Raw genomic sequence first — 19,677 nt, 5'->3', positions numbered from 1 at the left:
TCTTTTTTGCGTTTAAATAATAAATTCCACAAGATGGAAAGAATGAAATGACCGTTTGATAGGCCTTTTTAGAGATAAACAGACATAAAGTAACCGGCTAGAATTGATCGGATAAATTACAGGTTTCAATCGTGGCTGAAAATATTAGGTTTTGGCTAAAGCCGATGGAATTATTTGATGATTTTGTTTGTTTGGGTGTTTGGGTGAGGTGGGCTAAAGCCCACCCCTATTGATGTAGCCAAGCAATATTGAAATGTAGTGTCAACATCTTTTATCTTTTATCAATTCCTGAACATTTTATTTCTTCCGGTCTTAAACCTTGAAATATCTTTCAGAATTACCTCGTCATCCGGATTGAAATATTTCAGCTCATTCACAATCTCTGAGCGGGTTGATACTTTTTCAGCAATAATTTTGTAGGCAATGTTTCTGGTCGTTGTCTGCAACTTCGGGTCTTTTTTAAACTCATGCTTCATGGCATCCAGATAGATTATTTTCTTGTAATCCGGTGTTTTTGCATAGAGTTCCTGTATTTCAACTTCCAATTCTTTAACATCAGAGATATTAGTAAAATAGTTATTCAGACAGTTGAAGGCATCTTTATCTTCTTCCCATCCCTTCAGTAGGACTTTTTGGGCCTCTTCTGTTTTTTCCATTTTTTTTCGGTAGATCAGAGAAGCCTTTACCATTTGGTTATTTCCTGTATAATCATCGGCAACCATTTGATAATAGGTATTGGCATTTTTAAAATCATTGATTTGTTTGTAAAGATCACCTACTTTCTCTTTCTGCTCCATTTCTTTGTACAGTTCAATGGCTTTTGTATACTGCTTTGCCTTCTCATAGCAGATGGCAGCATCAGATTTATTTTTTAATTTTTTAAGATATACTGCGGCGGCTTCATTGTAAAATCCACCATCTTCCAGTGTTTTTGCTCCTCTGTAATTATCCTGAAGCAGGTTCATGTAGACTTTTGCCGCTTTTTTATAATCGTTTTCAGCGATATATTTTTCAGCAAGTTCCTCATATTTACTTCGGATCCTGTCAAATAATGATGTTTCCAGATAAAAATTCCCTCCACCTCCGGCAGCTCTTCTTTTTGAGTTTCTTTCATTTTGTTCTTTATCTTTCAAGGCTGCAATAACCATCAGAATGATAAAAGCTACAATTAAAAAAAGAATCAAGGTTCCAACTACACTCCAGAAGCTTTCATGGAACAGCTGAGCTACGATTCCGATGATCTTAAACATGGCCAGCAATACGAAAGCCGCCATAAATTTGTCTATAAACTTCTGTCTATTCATCATCTTCTGAGTTTAAAATGGTTTTATCTTCTCTGAATAAACGGTAAAGAAGCAGCATTACACCAATCACAAGAGCCCATACAAACCAGTTGTAGCCAAACATTTTCACTAAAGGATAAAACAGATACACCAACATAGCCACCAATATTCCTATTAAAAGAATTTTGATCCAACCCGGAACGTTATCGCCTCCAAGATTGAAAAATTTACCTTTAAAAATGAAAGAAAATAACCCAACTGCTCCTATCATGATTATCACCAAATAAAGAACATCTGAAACGGGTGGTTCTTCTTGTACATTATTTCCACCTTTAGTATCGATACCTTTTACCCTTCCACTTTTAGCCTGCAACTGAGAGAGATCAGAAAGATCGACAGTTCCGTACAGCCTGCCAAGAGAATCCTCCATCAAAACCTGTTTTTTCTTTAAAAGGAATTTTACAACCTCTCCATTTACCGGTTTTCCTTTGGTATATTGTTTTAGAGAATCCGAAATTTTGCGTTTCAGATTTTCTGTTTTTTGTTCTACATGTTTTTTGATTCTCTTTGTATAGATTATTTTAAGAGAATCCCTGCTTTGTTGTTCTTTACTTCCAAGCTTTTCAATATCATGTCCTATTTCTTTAACTTCCCGGCCTCCGGATTTTTTGTATTCTTTCTTTTCTTTTTCATTTTTGGCTTCCATCATTCCGGCAGTCAGAAGTTCATTAGATAAACCTCTCCTTTTATGAAAGTACATCGAATCTATTTTCTGATCAATCTCAGAAATTCCGGATTGGAAAGCCACCATATCTGAAGGAGCTTTTACAGCATCTGTTAAAATAGTTCCCGAAGAATTACGCTGAACTTCCTCAGTAGATTTATTTTTTTCCGGAGGGAATACAATTCTTAAAACAATGGCTATCGCAATAACCGCAAAAAATATTTTACGTAAATTTTTGGATCTGCCGGTTTGAGGTTTTCCGTCAGAATTCCCACCTAGTAATCCTTCGAACCAGGTAAATTTCCCAAAGCCATCGCCTCTGGATGTTCCCATAATATCTAAGGGAACTCCCAGTTCTATTGCTCTTTCAGGATATTTTTCAATATATTTCAGATATTTTTCAATTTCTTTTTTATTTCCGGCCATTACTTTTTTAAGGTCAAATGGCAGGTTATTCATCCACTCTTCTTCGCTTTGCTTGGACTGAAGTGCTTCCAAAATCTTTTCATCATCCATTTCAACCGTATAACGTTGGATAGTCTGAGGAATCTGAACTCCGTTTAAGGGTTTACGGACTGTTTCACTAATTTTTCCCGGTTCATGAATCAGTGTTATCCAATCTATTTGTTCAGAAAGTTTCACCAAGCCAAATTCAGGATGCATCAACAGAAAAGAAGCCTCAACCTGTTGCCAGTCTTCGGGATTCATTTTAGGATAAAATAGGGTATTTTCCGGAATAAAAAATCGGTCGGCTATACATTGAAAGTAAGCATTCTTCCCTATTTCCTGTGGGGCATGATCGTTAAAAACAAGAAAGCATCCGTACAGCTCATTCGGGGTATTCGCCGGAACAGCAAAAGATTGTACCTGAGTAAGATCGATCTCAAGTATTTCCATTTCCTGAAGCCATACCACGGGTGAAGAGCCTTTGATCAAAAGCCCTTTTTTAGGATAACTATTTTTCGGGAAAGGTTTTATTCTAAGCTCCATAATCCAAAATCTGCTCTATAAATGCTTTTAAAAACCGGTCACACATCTCATCCATTGTTTTTACTTTCAATAGGGAGTGTTCCGGAAGGTAATATTCTGATCCACCAAATTCAGTATAGGTTGCCAAAGACAGAAATCCATTGGCTGTGGATGGAATAAAAAATTCTTCAATACTTTTATTGCTGCTTCTGAAAGTCAATATTCCCCGGGAGTCTGTGATGATTTCGCTCCCGTCCGGAAAGGTAAATTTATTTTTATTCTGCTCGGCAAAAATTTTAATATCGTATTTATTTTTGGAGAAATCCAAGGTGTTTTCGGAAGCACTGTATAATTCATGTCCTGATATCACAAGATTCTCATACTTATTGATGCCGATCTTATTAAAACTGTTGATAATCTTCAGACCGCTTCTGTTCAATTTTGCTACTTCAGCTTCGGCTTTGGTATTATTTTTTTCGATCTCCTTATCTTTAGTGGAAATCATTTCTACAGAGATATTGCCCTCAATGTTGATTTTGTACAGTGTGGAATGGTCAGTCTGATGTAAATAAAAGCTTTTACCAAAGTAAATCAGTTCATAAGATTCAGGAATATGTAATCCGGTGACATTCTGCTCCGAATATTCTTTTGTATTTAAATTCAGCTTGGAAATCAACTTTTTATCGTGCTGATATTGGCAGATTATAAAATGTTGTTGTTTATTTTTGGCCAAAGCAAATTTTCCTCTCGGCTTTACAGAAATGTCTTCAAACAAGACTTCACATCCATGATAGGTTTTATAGTAATCATATGAATGTCTGTCATAATAATTGTCTGAAAGATAGGTTTTCAACAGCTGCTTTTTTGAACTCAGGATAAAAAATTCTCCCTCGTACAAAAACTGAGTTATTTTATTAACCGGTGTCGGGAATAAAATAGGATAATTTTGCGGAAGCTCTGTCTTCTTTCCGTTAGTATGATCTGATTTCTGTTTTTGTTTTGGAGGATTTGCCCACAATTCCTGAAGGGGAAGTTTTATTTTCTGAATGTGTTTTCTTGCCCCCTGATGATGTTTATAAAAATTGATTTCTCCATCTGAAGTAGTGGTCACAAGAAATTTCAGTCGGTCTCTATTCTGATGAACAACCCGCTGAACTTTCTCATCAGCCATATTTTCCTGATGGGTGATGAAAAAAACTTCAATATCTTTTTCAGTATGTTGCTCGTTAAAGAATGTTTCCAAAGCTTCTGAAACTTCCAAAACAGGGCTCACCTGGTTAAGGTTTTCAACAACATCTTCCACTTTATCAAGAGAAACCGGAACTCCTGCCTGGCCTAAAGCAAAAACTTTGCACTCTGAGTGTGCCTTTGGATGTTTGATAACGGCTATCGCAGATGCAAAGGCCAATACTTTCGGGGTTCCCCAATTTCTAAGGGAGGTATCTATTAATAATATCCTTTCAAAAATATTTTCTTCTGGAGGTATTTCTCTTTGAATATAAAGGGCTTCATTATTTGCCACTCTATTCATGAAAACCTCATCATCATTGGCAAATTCGGAGAGAAGCATTCTGTGAAAGTCTCCCTTATTGGTCATATCAGAAATTCCTCCGATCGGTTGTTCTCCCGGGGAAAGATGACGCATGGGAATCTTCAGTCCGCTCCAGATTCTTTTGATAAGGCTTCCTACCTGAAAGGTCTTTGGCTCCTCTATCAGTTCTTTGATAAAATCTTTACCGCTATCTGCTGTAGTTTCTTCCTGTAGCACGTCATCATTCAGTTCAGGTTCTTCTACAAATCCTTTCATGGCATCGATGATGGATTGTACGGTAGGAAATCTTTCGTTAAGATCTAATGCATTTAAATCTCTGTTTAAAACTGAAGGCCCTGCATGTTGTTTTTCTGCACTTGCAGAAAGCTCCTGTGGTCTTTTGTAATAAATTCTTATATAATTCTCAGCAGTACCTGAAGAGATTCTGTTATGCCCGTTTTGAAACAGTATTTGTAAAAGTACAATTCTGTTTTGCTTTTGTTTATAGACATTGGGCAGTGATTTTATTTTGTCAAGAAATTCAATTTCTCTTTTAGCATTAAATTCAAAATTACCTATGCTGTAAAATTCTGTGGTACTTTTTAAAGGACCTGCAAAATCTGTATATCCTTCCTGCATGGCATATAAAACCATCAGCAAAGCTCCGAATGACGGCCACCCCTGTGGTTGAAGTTCTTTCAGAATCTCCATTATATAAGGCCTGTAAGCGATAGCTCCTACTCCCGGAATCGAGAGGAGGTTATTGTCATGATACCCGGAGTCACCGGGAACATCTTCATCGGTTCTCCATTCCCAGAAATAGTTTTCATAGGATTGGAAATAAGCCTTTAATTCCATTCTTTTGATTTTTCTGTAAGACGGAATGAGCTTATGGACAATGGTCGGAAATCAGTATGTTTTATTGAAAGATAATTTCCGTTTTCATCCCATAAAAGCCATCCATCAGAATTTTCATTATATTTTCTTTGCAGAAACGGGCTTAGATTTTTAAATTCAAAATCATAACCGGCAGGCAATAAATGGCCGTCTTTTGTCCAATATGCCTTCCCCGGAAGACTTAGTAAGGGAGTTCCTAAGAACAATGCTTTATCACCTACAATTGTCCACTTTATTTTTTCCAGTTTAAATTTTGGAAATCCTGCAATACTTTCTTTACTATCAGCTATAAAGCTTAATAATGCCACTACCGGCTGTTCTTCGGTGCTTTCTTTTAACCTTACCTGAACTGTTTCACTGATTCCGAAATAGTTTTGATTGGAGGCTGGAAAAGTCAGTCGTAGAGCCTTATCTATGGGAGTCCATAGTAATCCTGTTCTTACCTTTTTGCTGGGAACCAACGTATCCTTTTTAAATAAAAGGCCTTCACGAAGTTCGTATAGCACAAAGTTGGGTAACTGATGAATCTCCGAAGCTACAGCTTGTTCATCAGTGAATCCTTTAAGCCAAATGGTTTCATCATCTACCGCGATCTGAACATTTTTCCAGTCACGGATTGATCCCAGAAAATCTTCATCAGCCCGGGGTAACTCTGCCCAGAATTCTTTTATATACTTTGAAGGATCTTCTGCCATAAGCTTTCAATTTCCTGCTGGATGTATTGTTTCTGATCCTGATTCCTGATCCAGTCACAACGCGTTTGCAGGTATCTTAATTTATCCTTTATTACATTTTGCTCTTCAAAACTCAATGTTCCCTCATTCCACTTATCAACAAGGATTTTCACATCTTTCATAACTTCTTCAGGATTTGGAGTTTTATTCTGCATCGCCTGAGGATGGGATTTCGGATGATCCTCCTTTTCAATGGTTCTGTTGATAATTCCTTCGAGAATTTCAATTTGTTCCTCTGTATCCCAGATATGTTTCAACACCCACAGATCGGAGAGTACCGCTTCATTTCTTCCACAGATCAGGGCACTCGCCGCAATCAGGTTCTGAAGTTTAACCGCTCTACGGTCAGAAATACTGATTCCTGTATTTCTAAGACTCATAATGGTATTTAAATATACTTCATAAATAGGCTTCAGGTCAATCGTCCTGCACAGATTCTGAAGTTCTCTGATCTCTGCGGCATGAATTTCCGGCACCTGCGTTTCTTCTTCGTTCTCTAGCTTTCTTCCTGCCAACAGTACCTGATGTAATAATTCAGGGTTTACATAATCAACATTGATTCTTACCAGAAAACGGTCAAATAAAGCATTCAAGGCCTCATCTTCAGGAAGAACGTTGCTTGCTCCTACAAACATCAGGGCAGGCAAATGTTTTGTTTCTTTTCCTCTTTTGAAAATCTTTTCGTTGAGAGCCATTAGAAGTGAGTTCAGAATTGCAGAGTTTGCATTGAAGATCTCATCCAGAAAAACCATCGAAGCCTCGGGCATCATCCCTTCTGTATTAGTCAACAATTCTCCTTCTTTTAATTTCCGGATATCAAAAGGCCCGAAAATTTCATTAGGTTCTGTAAAACGGGTCAACAGATATTCAAAGTTTTTGCCGTCTTTCATTGTTTTTGACAATGTTCTTACGATGGCTGATTTTGCAGTTCCCGGCGGGCCGTACAAAAAGGCATTTTCTCTTGCTAAAAGACAAATTCCCAGCAAGTCTACTACATCATTTTTTCCTACAAAAGTATCTTTTACGTAGGTAAGGGCTGTATTGAGTTTATCGATATTCCGAGTCATTGATTTTCTTCAGTTATTATTTTTAGTTCTCTCCAGAATGCTTCTTTATGCATCCCGAATTCTGCTATCAGCAGTTTATTAATCAACGGAATTTCCGCCAGTTTATAATCTCTTTTTTCGACAATTCTTTCCAGATACAATTTCCGGTAGGTTTTGTCTTCCAATTCTTTCCCCCAATTTATATGCTTCAGATCCAGGTCATGGCCAATACCGGAATAGTGAAATTCGGTGAGAATGTTTTCCAACATTTTAATTAAAACATCTTCCGGATCCACTGAATGTAATGCTGTTATAATCTGAGGTAAAAATCTTAAAGCCAGATCCGCAGACAAAACAGTAGAGATATCTTTTGTTTCTTTATATTCAGGAATAAGACTTCTCATATTTTGTTCCGTATTCTTTCTGATCAGATAAAGCTGGGCACTGTGATACACGATTTTTGCCGCCCAAACAGCTGCTTTTTTATTGCAGACTATCCTGTCAGAGAAAAATTCTAATCTTTCTTTTTCAAATTCTGTTTCAAAATAGATTTCTGCATCATCCTCTTCTTTTGGAGAAATCTCCTGTACGTTTGAGAACAGAGTAATGCATTCATCTTTACGAAGCAGGAAGATGGTGTCTAAAAATGGTGATCGGGTTTCCATGATGTAACAAAAATAAAATTATTTCGCAGAGAATAAAATTTTTGAACAAAGTATTGGTGTTAAATAAGGTTTATTCCATTTTTGAAGAAAGATGAATAAAGAATTTATGGGTATGTACAAGGTATATTTAAATGAGAATATCTTTAAAGGCCGAGGATTTTATCTCAGTAGATTTTGTAGATTACCGAGAATCCACCTTGTCAAGGTAGATGGATTAAGCAACTATTTCAATGATATTATTTTCCGGATCGAGAATTACACTTTCGTAATAGCCGTCACCGGTCGTACGAGGTTCGCCGGCAATGGTGTAGCCGTCATTTCTTAGTTTCTCTGTGAGTCCATCTACTTTTTCTTTACTTCCTGCAGAAAATGCCAGATGCACAATCCCGAATTGCTGGGATTCGAAAGAGCTTGTACGAGTTTCAATGTCCGGCCTGGTCATAATTTCTATTCGGCAGCCGTTATCAAAACTCAGAAAGTAGGATTGGAAGTTTTTAACGGGATTGTGGTATTTTTCATTAGAAGTTGCTCCAAAATATTTCTGATAAAACATTCTGGACTTTTCAAGATCTTTCACCCAAATGGCTATGTGCTCAATTTTCATTTTTTAAATTTTTACGCTGTTGAATCCTGCAAAAGTACCAGCCTTTGCCCTGGCATGTTTGCTCCTGACGATTGATTTCTTGTTCTGTATTGGCATTATTAAATTTTTTAATCAAAAAGAAAAAAAAGGATAATATCAGGTTTTCGAAAAGGTTTTTAATATAACAATGCAATTAATACACTTATTGATAACATTTTATATATTATTTTCACATCAATTTGCGTTGTGGTTTCACTCGCTGCAATGACAAGTACAAACTAAAAGTTATTATCTTTGTGCCATTCAAAATAAAATTATGAGTATTCACATCAGTGCCAACAAAGGAGAAATTGCCAAAGTAGTATTGCAGCCGGGGGATCCGCTTCGTGCACAGTATATTGCTGAAAATTATTTAGAAAATGCAGAACTGGTAAGCAAAACCAGAGGTATCTTTTATTATACAGGTCTTTACAAAGGTAAAGAAATCACTGTAGGAGCTAGTGGAATGGGGTTTCCGAGTATTGGGATCTATTCTTTTGAGTTATTTACAGAATATGAAGTAGAAACCATCATCAGAATCGGAACTTGTGGTGCCTATAACACCGATCTTAAGCTTTTTGATATTTTAAATATTGAAAATGCAGCCAGCGAAAGTACATATGCTAAGTATGCATGGGGAATTGAAGACGAAATCCTTCCTCATCAGGGAAATATTTTCAGCACCATCAATGAGACTTCTAAAGAATTATCATTAAACGCTAAAACGATCAATATCCACAGTAGTGATATTTTCTACAGAAAAGATCCTGAAACGCCTGCTATTGCTACAAAACACAATTGCCCGGCAGTGGAGATGGAAGCTTTCGGATTGTTTGCGAATGCGCAGTACCTGGGAAAGAATGCAGCGACTATTCTTACGGTAACTGACATCATCCCGACTCATGAGAAAATTTCTGCTGATCAGAGAGAAAAAGCTTTGAATCCAATGATGGAACTGGCTTTGGAATCAGCAATTAAAAGTTTATAAGAACAAAGTTAAAACGGCAAAAATAGATTTGCTTTTCAACTTTACGATATAAAAAAAAGAGCTTTACCTTATCAGTAGAGCTCTTTTTTATAGTCTGAAAAATTTCCTGGCAGTTTCTGTGGTTTCGTCAGCAACTTCAGAAATGCTGATTTTCTTCAAATGGGCAATTGTTCGCGCCACATACGGTAAAAAGGAAGGTTCGTTTCTTCTGTTTTGGGTTCTGGGCATATTCTTTGGCAGCATAAATGGTGCATCGGTTTCAATCATCATCCTGTCGAGCGGAATATATTTAATCACATCTTCTAAATGCTTAAATCGTCTTTCATCGCTGATTGCTCCTGTAAATCCGAGGTAAAATCCCTTGTCCAGGTATGTTTTTGCCTCATGTAAGGTTCCTGTAAAACAGTGCACAACAGCTTCCGGCAGTTGAGAAAGATATTCATCAGTAATTTCATTGAATCTTTTAAATGCAGACCTTTCGTGCAAAAAAAGAGGTTTATTAACTTCTATAGCAAGCTCGAGCTGGGCTTTATAGCACTTTTCCTGAACAGGCCTAGGCGAAAAATCACGATCGAAATCTAATCCGCACTCCCCTACCGAGATGACGTGATCTTGTTTTAACAGCTTTTTGAGCTCTGAAATGCTTTCATGACTAAAAGATTTAGCATCATGAGGATGAATTCCTGCCGTAGAAAATAAAATTTCAGGATAATCTTCAGCTATTTCAGCAGATTCTCTGCTTCCGCGTACACTTGTTCCTGTGAGAATCATGTGCTCTACTCCATGATCTAATGCACGGTTGATAATTTCGTCGTGTTCGTTGTAGAATTGTTTATTGGTCAGGTTAATGCCAATATCGATGTAGGTATTCATTTGTTTTTTGTTTTGTTTGTTTTCATATAAAAATATCTTATAACATGTGGGCTCTCCACAGCGCTTTTTAATTCTTTTCCGGTATAAAATCTTCGGTAATCAGATTTTGTCTTACCATTAATTTCTCTTGTAATTTTCACCTGGATGGTCTTTCTTCTGATCTTCTTTGCTTTCCTGAATTTAACTTCTTCCTGTAATTCGTCTTCGATTTGGGATTGCTCAGTTCTTCTCCATTTTTTGTTTCCGTATTGTCTCAGCCACTGAGAAATCTTCCCATATTCTCTACCTCTAAAGCGTCATTTATTATAAGTATTTCTCATAGGCTTATTGCAATTACGTATTATTTCTTCTGCAAAACTAACCTGCAACTACGCAATCTTTTTACGTCGTCAATACATTAATCATTGATAAACTTCTCAAGGAAGCCTATCAGTTTTGTTCCCCTGTGCGCCCAACGGATACCGTGTCCTTCTTTTTCTCTGACTTCAAAAACCAGTTCATGTTTATAATGATAGAAAACATTCCACCAGGTTGCCTGATCAAGAATGTAATTGATTTTAGCCATCACTTTTTCCTGTTTCTCCTGATTATTTCCTTTGATCTTACCCCAAAATTCATCATCCATTCTCCCGATATGCTTTTCCCAGGCTCTCTGCGCAATTGTTATCTCATCATTAAATGGTTCCCGGCATGCTTTCATCAAAGCCGAATGAAGAGGAGGAATCGCATTTTCATTCCTAATGCTTGCGGAAGTTAATCTTTGCCCAAGAATAATCAGCCAATCTTCAAACGGGATTTGTTCCAAAAGACTTGCAATCACCTCATCTGATTCATCAGCTTCGAATACCTCAATAAACTTTCGGAAAATTTCATGACGGCTTACTTTTACTTCTTCATTAAAATAAGGGAGATTAAATTCCAGACTATCATCTTTGAATTTTTGGATATTCTTTTCAAGGTTTTCCAAATGTTCTTCTGCTAAAATATCCTGATATTTTTCTTTCCAGGAATCTGAAAATAATGGAATATATTTTTTAAACAAATTCATCTTTTAAAATGTTTTTACCAGATTAACAGGCAGATCTTCTTCTTTGATCAAATATCCGATAAGATTAAACCATTCTTTACAATGATCCAAAATCCAGGCGTCGGAAGATATTGATATTGCTGAACTTTCTGCTAAAAATTTATCCGGGCTGAATTGCAGTTCGGCGTCCCAATTAAGTTTATTTTCTTCTGCAAAATCAAGAACAATCTGCTTGATTCTTCCACTGTTGGAGACTGGTTGATCAAAAATCCAGATTAATTGATGAATATGATTTTTTGTAAAGAATCGTCCCACCAGTTCAATAGCTCTCAACGTCTGATTGACCCGCTTATAAGTACCGTGCACTCCTGAAAGATCGCGGAAACAGCCATCCAATCCTTCAAAAATATAAGCTTCCGACAAGAGACTTTCTAGTAGGATCAACACATTGAATCCGTCAAGATATAGTATTTTATCTTTTAAATCCGACGCATTTCTCTGCTTCATTTGTCTGTTCTGTACTTGTATATCAGAGGCTGAAGCTCCCCGTAAAGCCTGTATCTGTCTTGTTTTTAATCTGTATCTATTTCCTACGAGTTCAGAACCTGCTTTTTCTGCGTAACCTCTTGTCAGCAAATATTGCATATCCTGAACGGCCAGTTTCAGTTTGTCAATCTGCTTCTCTGAGCCAAACAGCACATCATCTCCTGTATTTTTTCCACGGTTCCTGTTATTCATACTCAAAAATAGTTTTTTAGCAAGATATGATGAAAACTAAATTCAGCAAGGTTGAAAGAGTTGTTGGAAAATCATATTTTATTGATTTGAATACTTTAAAAAGCTAAAGTTATATTTTCTACAACAAAAGAGATATTTTATACAAAGTTTTAACAGCCATAAGGGATATGTTTGCAAAGACTTAAAAATACCCTTATGAATACACTGAAAAAATTATGTTACCTGTCAGCGGCAGTACTGTTATCAGCATCTTTTGTATCATGCTCTGATAATGATAACGAAACGATTATAGAACAACAGACTCCCTCGCAGACTTTATCTGCTACTCCATGGGAAACAACGGGAGCTAAAGATAAAAATGGAAATAATGTAGTATTAACGGATGCCAACGTAGCAGGATATGTAGGTTTTGCTTACTTCAGAGCAAATGGAAATTTTGCTATTTATGGATTGAACGATGTTTTAAGATCCAGAGGAACCTGGTCTGTAGATGCTCAGGGAAAAACCAGAAGCATCGCCTCTCTGAACCCGGATGGAACAACGATCTTCACCCGTGATGTTGAAATTCTCGTTTTAAACAAAAATGAATTCACTTATAGAATCCGCCCTAATTCAGCTGATCCTTCCATTTATTATGACATTATCCATACAAGAACTTCTCATGCAGAGCCTGGTAACGGACAAATTACTTTAGCTTCTACTCCATGGGAAACGACAGGAGCTAAAGATAAAGATGGAAATAGCGTAGCGTTAGATAACAGCAGTGTCGCCGGTTATGTGGGATATTCTTACTTTAAAGCTAATGGAACTTTCAAAATTTTCGGATTAAACGATGTTTTGCGCTCTGAAGGAACATGGTCTATTTCTCCGGATGGTAAAAAGAGAACTTTGACTACCCCAACTTTTACAAGGGTTGTTGATATTCTTGTTCTGAACGAAACCACATTTACGTACAGAATTACACCAGATGCAACTAATCCGGCTGTATTTTATGATATTATCCATACTAAGGTGAATCACAATGAGCCTTTGTAGAGATTTTTTTTTTAATAATAAGGAAAAACCTGCTCTTATGGGCAGGTTTTTATTTTTTTAATAAACTCTTACTATTGGGAAATTACATGAATGGTTCCCACCATTTTTTCCAGAAAACATGACCTAAGTTGTTCAGATCCACTTTTTCACCTATGACAGGCATTGTGACAGCCTGCTGATGAGCTTCTGCATTTTTTGATGCCAGTTCCAGAGGTTCATACCAGACATGTTGTGCCAGTTTAAACTTCGAATTGTGTACAGGCATAAAGTTTTTCGCTTTCAGTTCCTGTACTTCTTGTATTAACTGATCCGGCAGGGTATGAATATAAGGCCATTTCTCGTTGTATTGCCCGCATTCCATGATAGCAAGATCGAAAGGGCCGTATTTATTTCCGATTTCAACAAAATGATTTCCATATCCGCTGTCTCCACCCAAAAACAGATTTTTAGTGGGTGTTTTTAATACAAAGGAAGTCCATAGTGAGATATTTCTGTTCAATAATCTTCCCGAAAAATGTCTGGCCGGAGTTAAGGTAAGGGTAAAGCCATCTCCCAGCTCTACGGTTTCCCACCAGTTTTTTTCTATAATTTTATCTGGATTCCATTCCCAATATTCAAAATGCTGGCCTGTTCCGCAGCCACAAATGACTTTACCTACCTTATCTTTTAAAGCCTGTACGGTTTTATAGTCCAGATGATCCCAATGATCGTGTGAAATAATTAGGAAATCAATATCGGGCATATGTTCCGGTTTGTAATAATCTGCACCAGGAAATGCTTTTATAGAACCGGGCATAGGTGAAGCATTACCGCTAAAAACGGGATCTATCAGGAATCGTTTGCCATCGACCTGTATCAGGTAAGAACTGTGTCCAAACCACACCAGTACATTTTCTTCCGGAGCAAGATTCTTCAAGTCTGTGATGACAAACGGAAGTTCGGATTCTGGTGAGGTATTTTCTATTTTACAAAGACTTCCAAGAAGTGCCTTGGTCATGCTTTCTCCTTCCAGTAAAGCAGGAGTATTCAATATATTCTGAAATTTCCCATTGGCATAGTTGGGAAGGGTATTGAAGTATTCTTTTCTTTTTTCATCGGGAAACTGCCCGAGTTGTTTTACTAAATTCATGCTTCGGTTTTTTATATTCTAAGTCTTTCCTCTTCCAGATCCAGTCTTGTTAAATAATGTCTTATGAATTCCTCATCAATATCCGGGTTTCGTCTGTTTTCTTCCCGGAGCCAGATTCTTTGTTGTTCCAGGGTTTCAAAATAAATTTCTTTGGCTTCGGCAGACATTATGTGACCGGAATCTTCTTTATCTTCCTGTTCCCAGCGATCCATGAGTTTATTAAAATATTCATTTTCACTTCTTCTATCTTTATAATTTTCATTAAGATAGCTGAAGGCTACATGGCGCATTCCTCTTCTCAGGAAATGTTCTGATTCTTCTTCGGACATCAATTTGCCCTGAGATTCTGGTAAATCCAGCTGTTTTATCAATCCCGGTAAGGTAAGCCCCTGAAGGATTAAGGTCACGAGAATCACGATAAAGGTAATGAACAGAATAAGGTCACGATGTGGAAAAGGCTGTCCGTTTTCCATAATGACAGGAATAGATAATGCGGCAGCCAGGGAAACAACCCCGCGCATTCCTGTCCAGCCCAAAAGCACAGGAACTTTCATCCCGGGATCTCTGTCTGCAACGTTGATAAAATTCCGCATGATCAGGGTGGTAAATAAAGCGCCAAATGAAGCCAGAAAACGGACAATAATGAGTACCGCTGTAATGAGAAGTCCATATCCAACGGCTTCCGACAGGCTTATTCCTTCTTTGTGCAATCCTACCATTATTTCCGGAAGGTCTAATCCGATTAAAAGAAAGACAATTCCGTTGATGAGAAAAACAAAACTTTCCCAGACATTGGATCCTCTCAGTCTGGATTCTGAAGTTCTGAAGACTTCATGCCTTCGTATCGAAAGATACAAACCGCCACTTACTACCGCCAGTACACCGGAAGCGTGAACTTCTTCAGCTGCGATATACATTACGTAAGGAGCTACAAGACTGAGTATGGCATCCATATTGACATCGGTAGGAAATATTTTTTCAATTTCGAGAAAGACAAAAGCCAGTAGCAGACCGATTCCCAGTCCTCCAAACATCATCCAGCCGAAACTCAAAGCAGCTTCCTGCCATACAAATTGCCCCGTAGCTACGGCAACCATTGCAAACCGGAAAATAATAAGTGAGGAAGCGTCATTGAATAAACTTTCTCCTTCGAGAAGGGTTGATACATTCCTGGGAACTTTTATAAATTTCAAAATCGCTCCTGCACTTACGGCATCGGGTGGTGAAACAATACCACCCAACACAAAACCCAGAGCCAGTGAAAATCCGGGAATAAATGAATTGGCAATAAAAGCAACCGATATCGCAGTAAGAAAGACGACGATAAATGCAAAGCTGGTGATAATTCGCCTCATCCTCCACAACTCCTTCCAGGAGACAGCAAAAGCGGCTTCGTATAGAAGTGGGGGAAGAAATATGATAAAAATAAGTTCGGGATCAATTTTCATGGCCGGCAAACCGGGGATGAAGCTTATTAATAATCCAGCAATAACTAAGATGATAGGATATGCGACCTTTAAACGATTGGCCAGCATAATGGCTCCTATAATGACCAAAACCAGTCCTAAGTAATAAATAAAATTTTCCACCATTGTCTTTTGTTTTCAATTAATTTTTAAACCCAATCAGCTATTTTTTGGGGTTCTAAATTCAATAGAAGAATAAATATAAGCAATTGTTATCAATTTGGGTTGAGATAATTTTCGGGCTAAATCTCTTTTCGTTTGTCGAGTTTCTCTCGCGGATTAGACAGATTTTTATTTTGATGACAAGCATTTTCTGTGTCAGAAGCCCGGCATTACTCATTACTCACCATTCCCATAGCCCTGATAGCAACGGGTACCCCGCAGCTGGCGTCAGAGAGTTTGAGGGCTTTAGAGCTGGCATGTGTGGGCGCGAGGAGTATGAGTGGATAGCAGGATAAAGCTCCTGAAAAAAGAAAACTTTCTTCTTCTTTGTTCAGAAAAAGTGTTTTATGGTTGTTACATAATTTGAGGGATCCATTATGAAACAAATTCAGGAATGAATGATACATTGTTTTGAAATGCCTCACCTTACCAACCACAGCATGAAAAAGGCTAATGCTGTGCCCAAAACCAACATCACGGCAACAGTACCCAGTATGCTTTTCCAATATTGCATGGCATTGAAACGGAAGTTTTCAGGATTGATATAGAAGGCATCAAATATAAAGGGATCTATTCTTAAATCTGGCCTGAAATACACTATTCCCTGAACAAATTTTCTTCTGAGAGCTCTTGTATTTCCGGCATAATAGGTAAATCCTGGATCTATCATATCAAAATTAACTTCAATGACATCATCGTCATATCTTACTTTGATAAACCATGTCTTAACTTTTTGGCTTACGCCTACATCATATACATCGTTGAGAGCCCATCCCTGAATCTGACTGTAAAGAATTTCTTCTGTGCTTCCGTCTATTTTATAATAGTGGAGCCCTTTATCATCTACCAGAACTTTAGTTACCCTTTCTTTAAAAGCTTTTTTACCGTGCCGAAACAGGCGATACACGATGTAAATCAATGTCGGATAATAAAATATAGCCAGTATGGGAAAAAAGACTTTATGACCGGTCAACAGAAAAGGAAATATTAAAAACGCTAAAAGTATAGCCAGTAAAAAGGCAGGTGTAAAGATCCTGATCAGCCAGGTCATAATCCACCATGGTTTGGATTCTAATGGTAAAAATTCGTTTTTCATATCCTCTTGCATAGGTTCAAGATATGAAAAACAGATCATAAAAACAAAAAAAAAGAGCTACAGTGGCGCGCTGCAGCTCTATTGGTACAAAATTGAAATTAAGATATGAGTTTTGAAACTATGAGATTGTATATGTTTTTTCTGTACTGGTATTATAGGTTTCTGAAACGATATTATCTACAAACCTCCATTCTGCCTGCGAACTTCCGGTAGTAAACTTCACGTGTAAGTATCCTCTTTTATAAAGATTGGCATAATCGAGATCATCAATCAAAAGGGTAAATGCCTGAGCAAGTTCTATTGCTTTTGCAGGATCGGAAGTAATGCCCAGATATCCTTCAAGCCCGGGAGACGAAACGGAACTGCAGGCCAGTTCTGTTCCTATAAAGGTTCCCTGTACATTTGTCAGTTTACCAAGCCAGGCATTATGGGTATCTCCTGCCAATACGATTACATTTTTTCCCGCCAGGATAGAATACAATTGTTCTCTTTCCATGAAATATCCGTCCCAGGCATCTAAATTATAAGGTAAAGTTGTTGTAACTCTTGCAATTTCCTGCGGTGTAAGGGTTGGATCCTGCTGTTTGTGTCTTGTTTTAATGATAATCAGCTGAGTAATTGTATTTTGAAGAGCTAACATCGTAGCCGGCTGCGCACTTCCCAGCTTTTTTATTTCGGCAAGAATCTGGTTCAGAAGCATCAAAAGCTCGGCAGGAACCATCATTTTGGTCATCAAAATCTGTTGTCCCAACACTTTCCATTTTGCGGTATCTGCATTAATCTGTGATCCCAGCCACGTCATCTGTTCGTTACCGATAAGCTTTCTGCCGGTGCTTAAGAAATCCGCTTTGAACTGTACCTGATTAAAGTTCCCTGCACTATCCAGATAATCTGAATATTCCAATTGCTTGTCTCTTGCAATCACTCTTGTATCCATCATATAAAGGGAAACAATATTTCCGAAATTGAAACTTCTGTAAATTTTCAGGTCCTTTCCTGTTTTAAGAGGAATATATTCACTGTAGGCCTGAAAGGCAGCCATTTTTCTCACCTGGAAATCTCCTTCATCGGGTTGATGGTTTTCTGCTCCGGATTTGTAAGTATCATTGGCAAATTCATGATCATCCCATACGCAGATAAATGGCTTTTTCTGGTGAAGAAACTGAAGGTTTTTATCACCCCTGTATTGTCTGTATCTTTCTCTGTAATCGCTGAGGTTAAGAATTTCTCTTGCGGGTTGGTGCGCTCTTCCAAGCTGATTGGTATAAGGATTGGTTCCGTACTGTCCGGGAGCATATTCGTAAATATAATCTCCAAGATGTACTACCACATCGGCATCAGATTGTGCGATAGCTCCATATACATTAAAAAGTCCTGCCGGAAAATTAGAACACGATACTACCGCCATTTTCACCTCGTTTACGGAGTCTGTTTTCGATGGCAGGGTAAGGGTTTCTCCTACAACACTGGTTTCTTTGGTTTTAACGTTATAAAATCTATAGTAGAATTTTGTATTTGACGAAATATTCTGGATATCAACGGCAACGGTAAAATCATTAACGATTGTTGCATTGGCTTTTCCTCTTCGTATTACTTCTGAAAAAGTATTATTTTTACTTATTTCCCAGGTAAGCTCAGCATCTACCCCAGCGGAATATCTTGTCCAGATAATGACATTTGTAGCTCCGGGATCGAAACTTGCGACTCCGGTTTCAAACCCTGCATTTTTAAGACCATCCGGAGCGGTATCCGTATCACCGGTAAAGTCGTCACTACAGCTTTCAATCAAGGGAGCGATAAAAATCCCTCCGGCTGCTAATAGTGAGTTTTTAAGAAATCTTCTTCTGTTGAACTTGTTGTTATTTTCCATCATTACTTTTCTGCAAAGCAACGGGATCTGAGTAAGAAGACTGTTAACTGAGTTTTAATTATTTTTTATGGTTTTTTAAACGGATGTTTAATGCAATATTTTGAGAAAACTTGAAAAGTTCTACATCCTCATCAATAAAACATTTTCCATTACAAAAATATAGTCGTGATACTGCTTATTATTATTTTCATTTAAATCAGTATAATTCTTTTTAACAAAAAACACCCACATCAGAGCGATCATCAAACCAAAGAAGAACAGTACTTTTATTATCGACATTAGTGCTTCAAAATTCTCTGTAGAATAATTAGACTTACTGTATTGTCCAATGAAAAAGCCTAGAAAAAGCGTTATAAAATTTTTCCCAAAAAAGCTTACAATGCTTTGAATATCCATGAATATTTCATTTCTATCTGCTTTCACTTTTTCCTTCGCCATATTTATTCTTTTTACAATAATATCATTATTGGTATCTGTGTAAAACTCTGCTACTTTTCTTATTCTCATTCCATCATGATCAGGTAACTTCCATTTGTAAAATGATTTTGAAAAAGGTAAATTATTCTTTTCTAATTCTATCTTAGCCTGTTTAGTCTTTACAAGAATAACATAATAAAAGAAAACCAAAAAGCTAGATATTGCTAATATCAGTCCCCAAATCCAAAAATTAAAACAAATAAAAACACAACCTGCAAACACACAAATCATAGGAATCAATAAAAGCCAATCTTTTCTTTTGGATGAAAATGTTTCCCTAAGAAACATTCTTTCAAATGTATAATTCTGTCTAAAATAATTAAAGTCTTCATCGAAGGTTTTCAT

At 37.3% G+C, this 19,677-nt stretch carries 17 protein-coding genes; 2 read left to right on the top strand and 15 right to left on the bottom strand.

Annotated features, from left to right (window positions below; translation table 11 throughout):
- Nucleotides 1-281 precede the first annotated feature (281 nt).
- From EG342_RS10235 to EG342_RS10205, 7 genes are all read right to left on the bottom strand, one after another.
- Nucleotides 282-1,307 carry a soluble NSF attachment family protein gene (locus EG342_RS10235; RefSeq protein ID WP_246008766.1) on the bottom strand — a complete coding sequence of 342 codons (1,026 nt, stop codon included), beginning with the start codon at nucleotides 1,305-1,307 and terminating at the stop codon, nucleotides 282-284.
- Nucleotides 1,297-2,997 carry a hypothetical protein gene (locus EG342_RS10230; protein WP_103291254.1) on the bottom strand — a complete coding sequence of 567 codons (1,701 nt, stop codon included), beginning with the start codon at nucleotides 2,995-2,997 and terminating at the stop codon, nucleotides 1,297-1,299. Before EG342_RS10230 ends, EG342_RS10235 begins: the two co-directional genes overlap by 11 nt.
- Nucleotides 2,987-5,365, bottom strand: a complete 2,379-nt coding sequence (locus EG342_RS10225; RefSeq protein ID WP_103291256.1) for a hypothetical protein — start codon at nucleotides 5,363-5,365, stop codon at nucleotides 2,987-2,989. The genes EG342_RS10230 and EG342_RS10225 overlap by 11 nt, the downstream gene beginning before the upstream one ends.
- Nucleotides 5,356-6,099, bottom strand: coding sequence for a hypothetical protein (locus EG342_RS10220; protein ID WP_103291259.1), 744 nt, complete (start codon nucleotides 6,097-6,099; stop codon nucleotides 5,356-5,358). Before EG342_RS10220 ends, EG342_RS10225 begins: the two co-directional genes overlap by 10 nt.
- On the bottom strand, nucleotides 6,072-7,205 hold the full coding sequence (locus EG342_RS10215; RefSeq protein ID WP_103291261.1) for an AAA family ATPase: 1,134 nt from the start codon (nucleotides 7,203-7,205) through the stop codon (nucleotides 6,072-6,074). The genes EG342_RS10220 and EG342_RS10215 overlap by 28 nt, the downstream gene beginning before the upstream one ends.
- Nucleotides 7,202-7,849, bottom strand: a complete 648-nt coding sequence (locus tag EG342_RS10210) for a hypothetical protein (protein ID WP_103291263.1) — start codon at nucleotides 7,847-7,849, stop codon at nucleotides 7,202-7,204. Before EG342_RS10210 ends, EG342_RS10215 begins: the two co-directional genes overlap by 4 nt.
- 214 nt (nucleotides 7,850-8,063) lie before the next feature.
- On the bottom strand, nucleotides 8,064-8,453 hold the full coding sequence (locus EG342_RS10205; protein ID WP_103291265.1) for a VOC family protein: 390 nt from the start codon (nucleotides 8,451-8,453) through the stop codon (nucleotides 8,064-8,066).
- Nucleotides 8,454-8,748: 295 nt separating this feature from the next.
- Here EG342_RS10205 and deoD point away from each other — a divergent pair, with 295 nt between their 5' ends.
- Nucleotides 8,749-9,459 carry a purine-nucleoside phosphorylase gene (deoD, locus tag EG342_RS10200; protein WP_103291268.1) on the top strand — a complete coding sequence of 237 codons (711 nt, stop codon included), beginning with the start codon at nucleotides 8,749-8,751 and terminating at the stop codon, nucleotides 9,457-9,459.
- An 87-nt stretch (nucleotides 9,460-9,546) separates the two neighbouring features.
- Here the strand turns inward: deoD and EG342_RS10195 are convergent, their stop codons facing one another.
- The 3 genes from EG342_RS10195 to EG342_RS10185 form a co-directional block, all read right to left on the bottom strand.
- Nucleotides 9,547-10,332, bottom strand: a complete 786-nt coding sequence (locus EG342_RS10195) for a TatD family hydrolase (protein WP_103291271.1) — start codon at nucleotides 10,330-10,332, stop codon at nucleotides 9,547-9,549.
- A 397-nt stretch (nucleotides 10,333-10,729) separates the two neighbouring features.
- A complete protein-coding gene (locus tag EG342_RS10190) occupies nucleotides 10,730-11,380 on the bottom strand; it encodes a hypothetical protein (RefSeq protein WP_103291274.1) in 651 nt (216 codons plus the stop codon).
- A gap of 3 nt (nucleotides 11,381-11,383) precedes the next feature.
- Entirely contained in the window at nucleotides 11,384-12,097 is a 714-nt protein-coding gene (locus EG342_RS10185) for a DUF434 domain-containing protein (protein ID WP_164465167.1), read from the bottom strand.
- Between the two features lie 195 nt (nucleotides 12,098-12,292).
- Here EG342_RS10185 and EG342_RS10180 point away from each other — a divergent pair, with 195 nt between their 5' ends.
- A complete protein-coding gene (locus EG342_RS10180; RefSeq protein ID WP_123868074.1) occupies nucleotides 12,293-13,132 on the top strand; it encodes a DUF4822 domain-containing protein in 840 nt (279 codons plus the stop codon).
- Between the two features lie 82 nt (nucleotides 13,133-13,214).
- On the opposite strand, the gene EG342_RS10175 is transcribed toward EG342_RS10180, so the two are convergent.
- From EG342_RS10175 to EG342_RS10155, 5 genes are all read right to left on the bottom strand, one after another.
- A complete protein-coding gene (locus EG342_RS10175) occupies nucleotides 13,215-14,261 on the bottom strand; it encodes an MBL fold metallo-hydrolase (RefSeq protein ID WP_103291280.1) in 1,047 nt (348 codons plus the stop codon).
- A gap of 11 nt (nucleotides 14,262-14,272) precedes the next feature.
- On the bottom strand, nucleotides 14,273-15,853 hold the full coding sequence (locus EG342_RS10170; RefSeq protein ID WP_103291282.1) for a Na+/H+ antiporter: 1,581 nt from the start codon (nucleotides 15,851-15,853) through the stop codon (nucleotides 14,273-14,275).
- 457 nt (nucleotides 15,854-16,310) lie between these two features.
- Entirely contained in the window at nucleotides 16,311-16,985 is a 675-nt protein-coding gene (locus EG342_RS10165) for a hypothetical protein (protein WP_123868073.1), read from the bottom strand.
- A gap of 118 nt (nucleotides 16,986-17,103) precedes the next feature.
- On the bottom strand, nucleotides 17,104-18,858 hold the full coding sequence (locus EG342_RS10160) for an alkaline phosphatase D family protein (protein ID WP_103291291.1): 1,755 nt from the start codon (nucleotides 18,856-18,858) through the stop codon (nucleotides 17,104-17,106).
- A 117-nt stretch (nucleotides 18,859-18,975) separates the two neighbouring features.
- Nucleotides 18,976-19,677 carry a hypothetical protein gene (locus EG342_RS10155; RefSeq protein ID WP_103291293.1) on the bottom strand — a complete coding sequence of 234 codons (702 nt, stop codon included), beginning with the start codon at nucleotides 19,675-19,677 and terminating at the stop codon, nucleotides 18,976-18,978.

Origin of the sequence: Chryseobacterium lactis (assembly GCF_003815875.1) — a bacterium.
GTDB classification, from domain to species: Bacteria; Bacteroidota; Bacteroidia; order Flavobacteriales; family Weeksellaceae; genus Chryseobacterium; species Chryseobacterium lactis.
The sequence above is the reverse complement of the archived record's forward strand: the minus strand, read 5'-3'. Positions and strand labels throughout refer to the sequence as shown.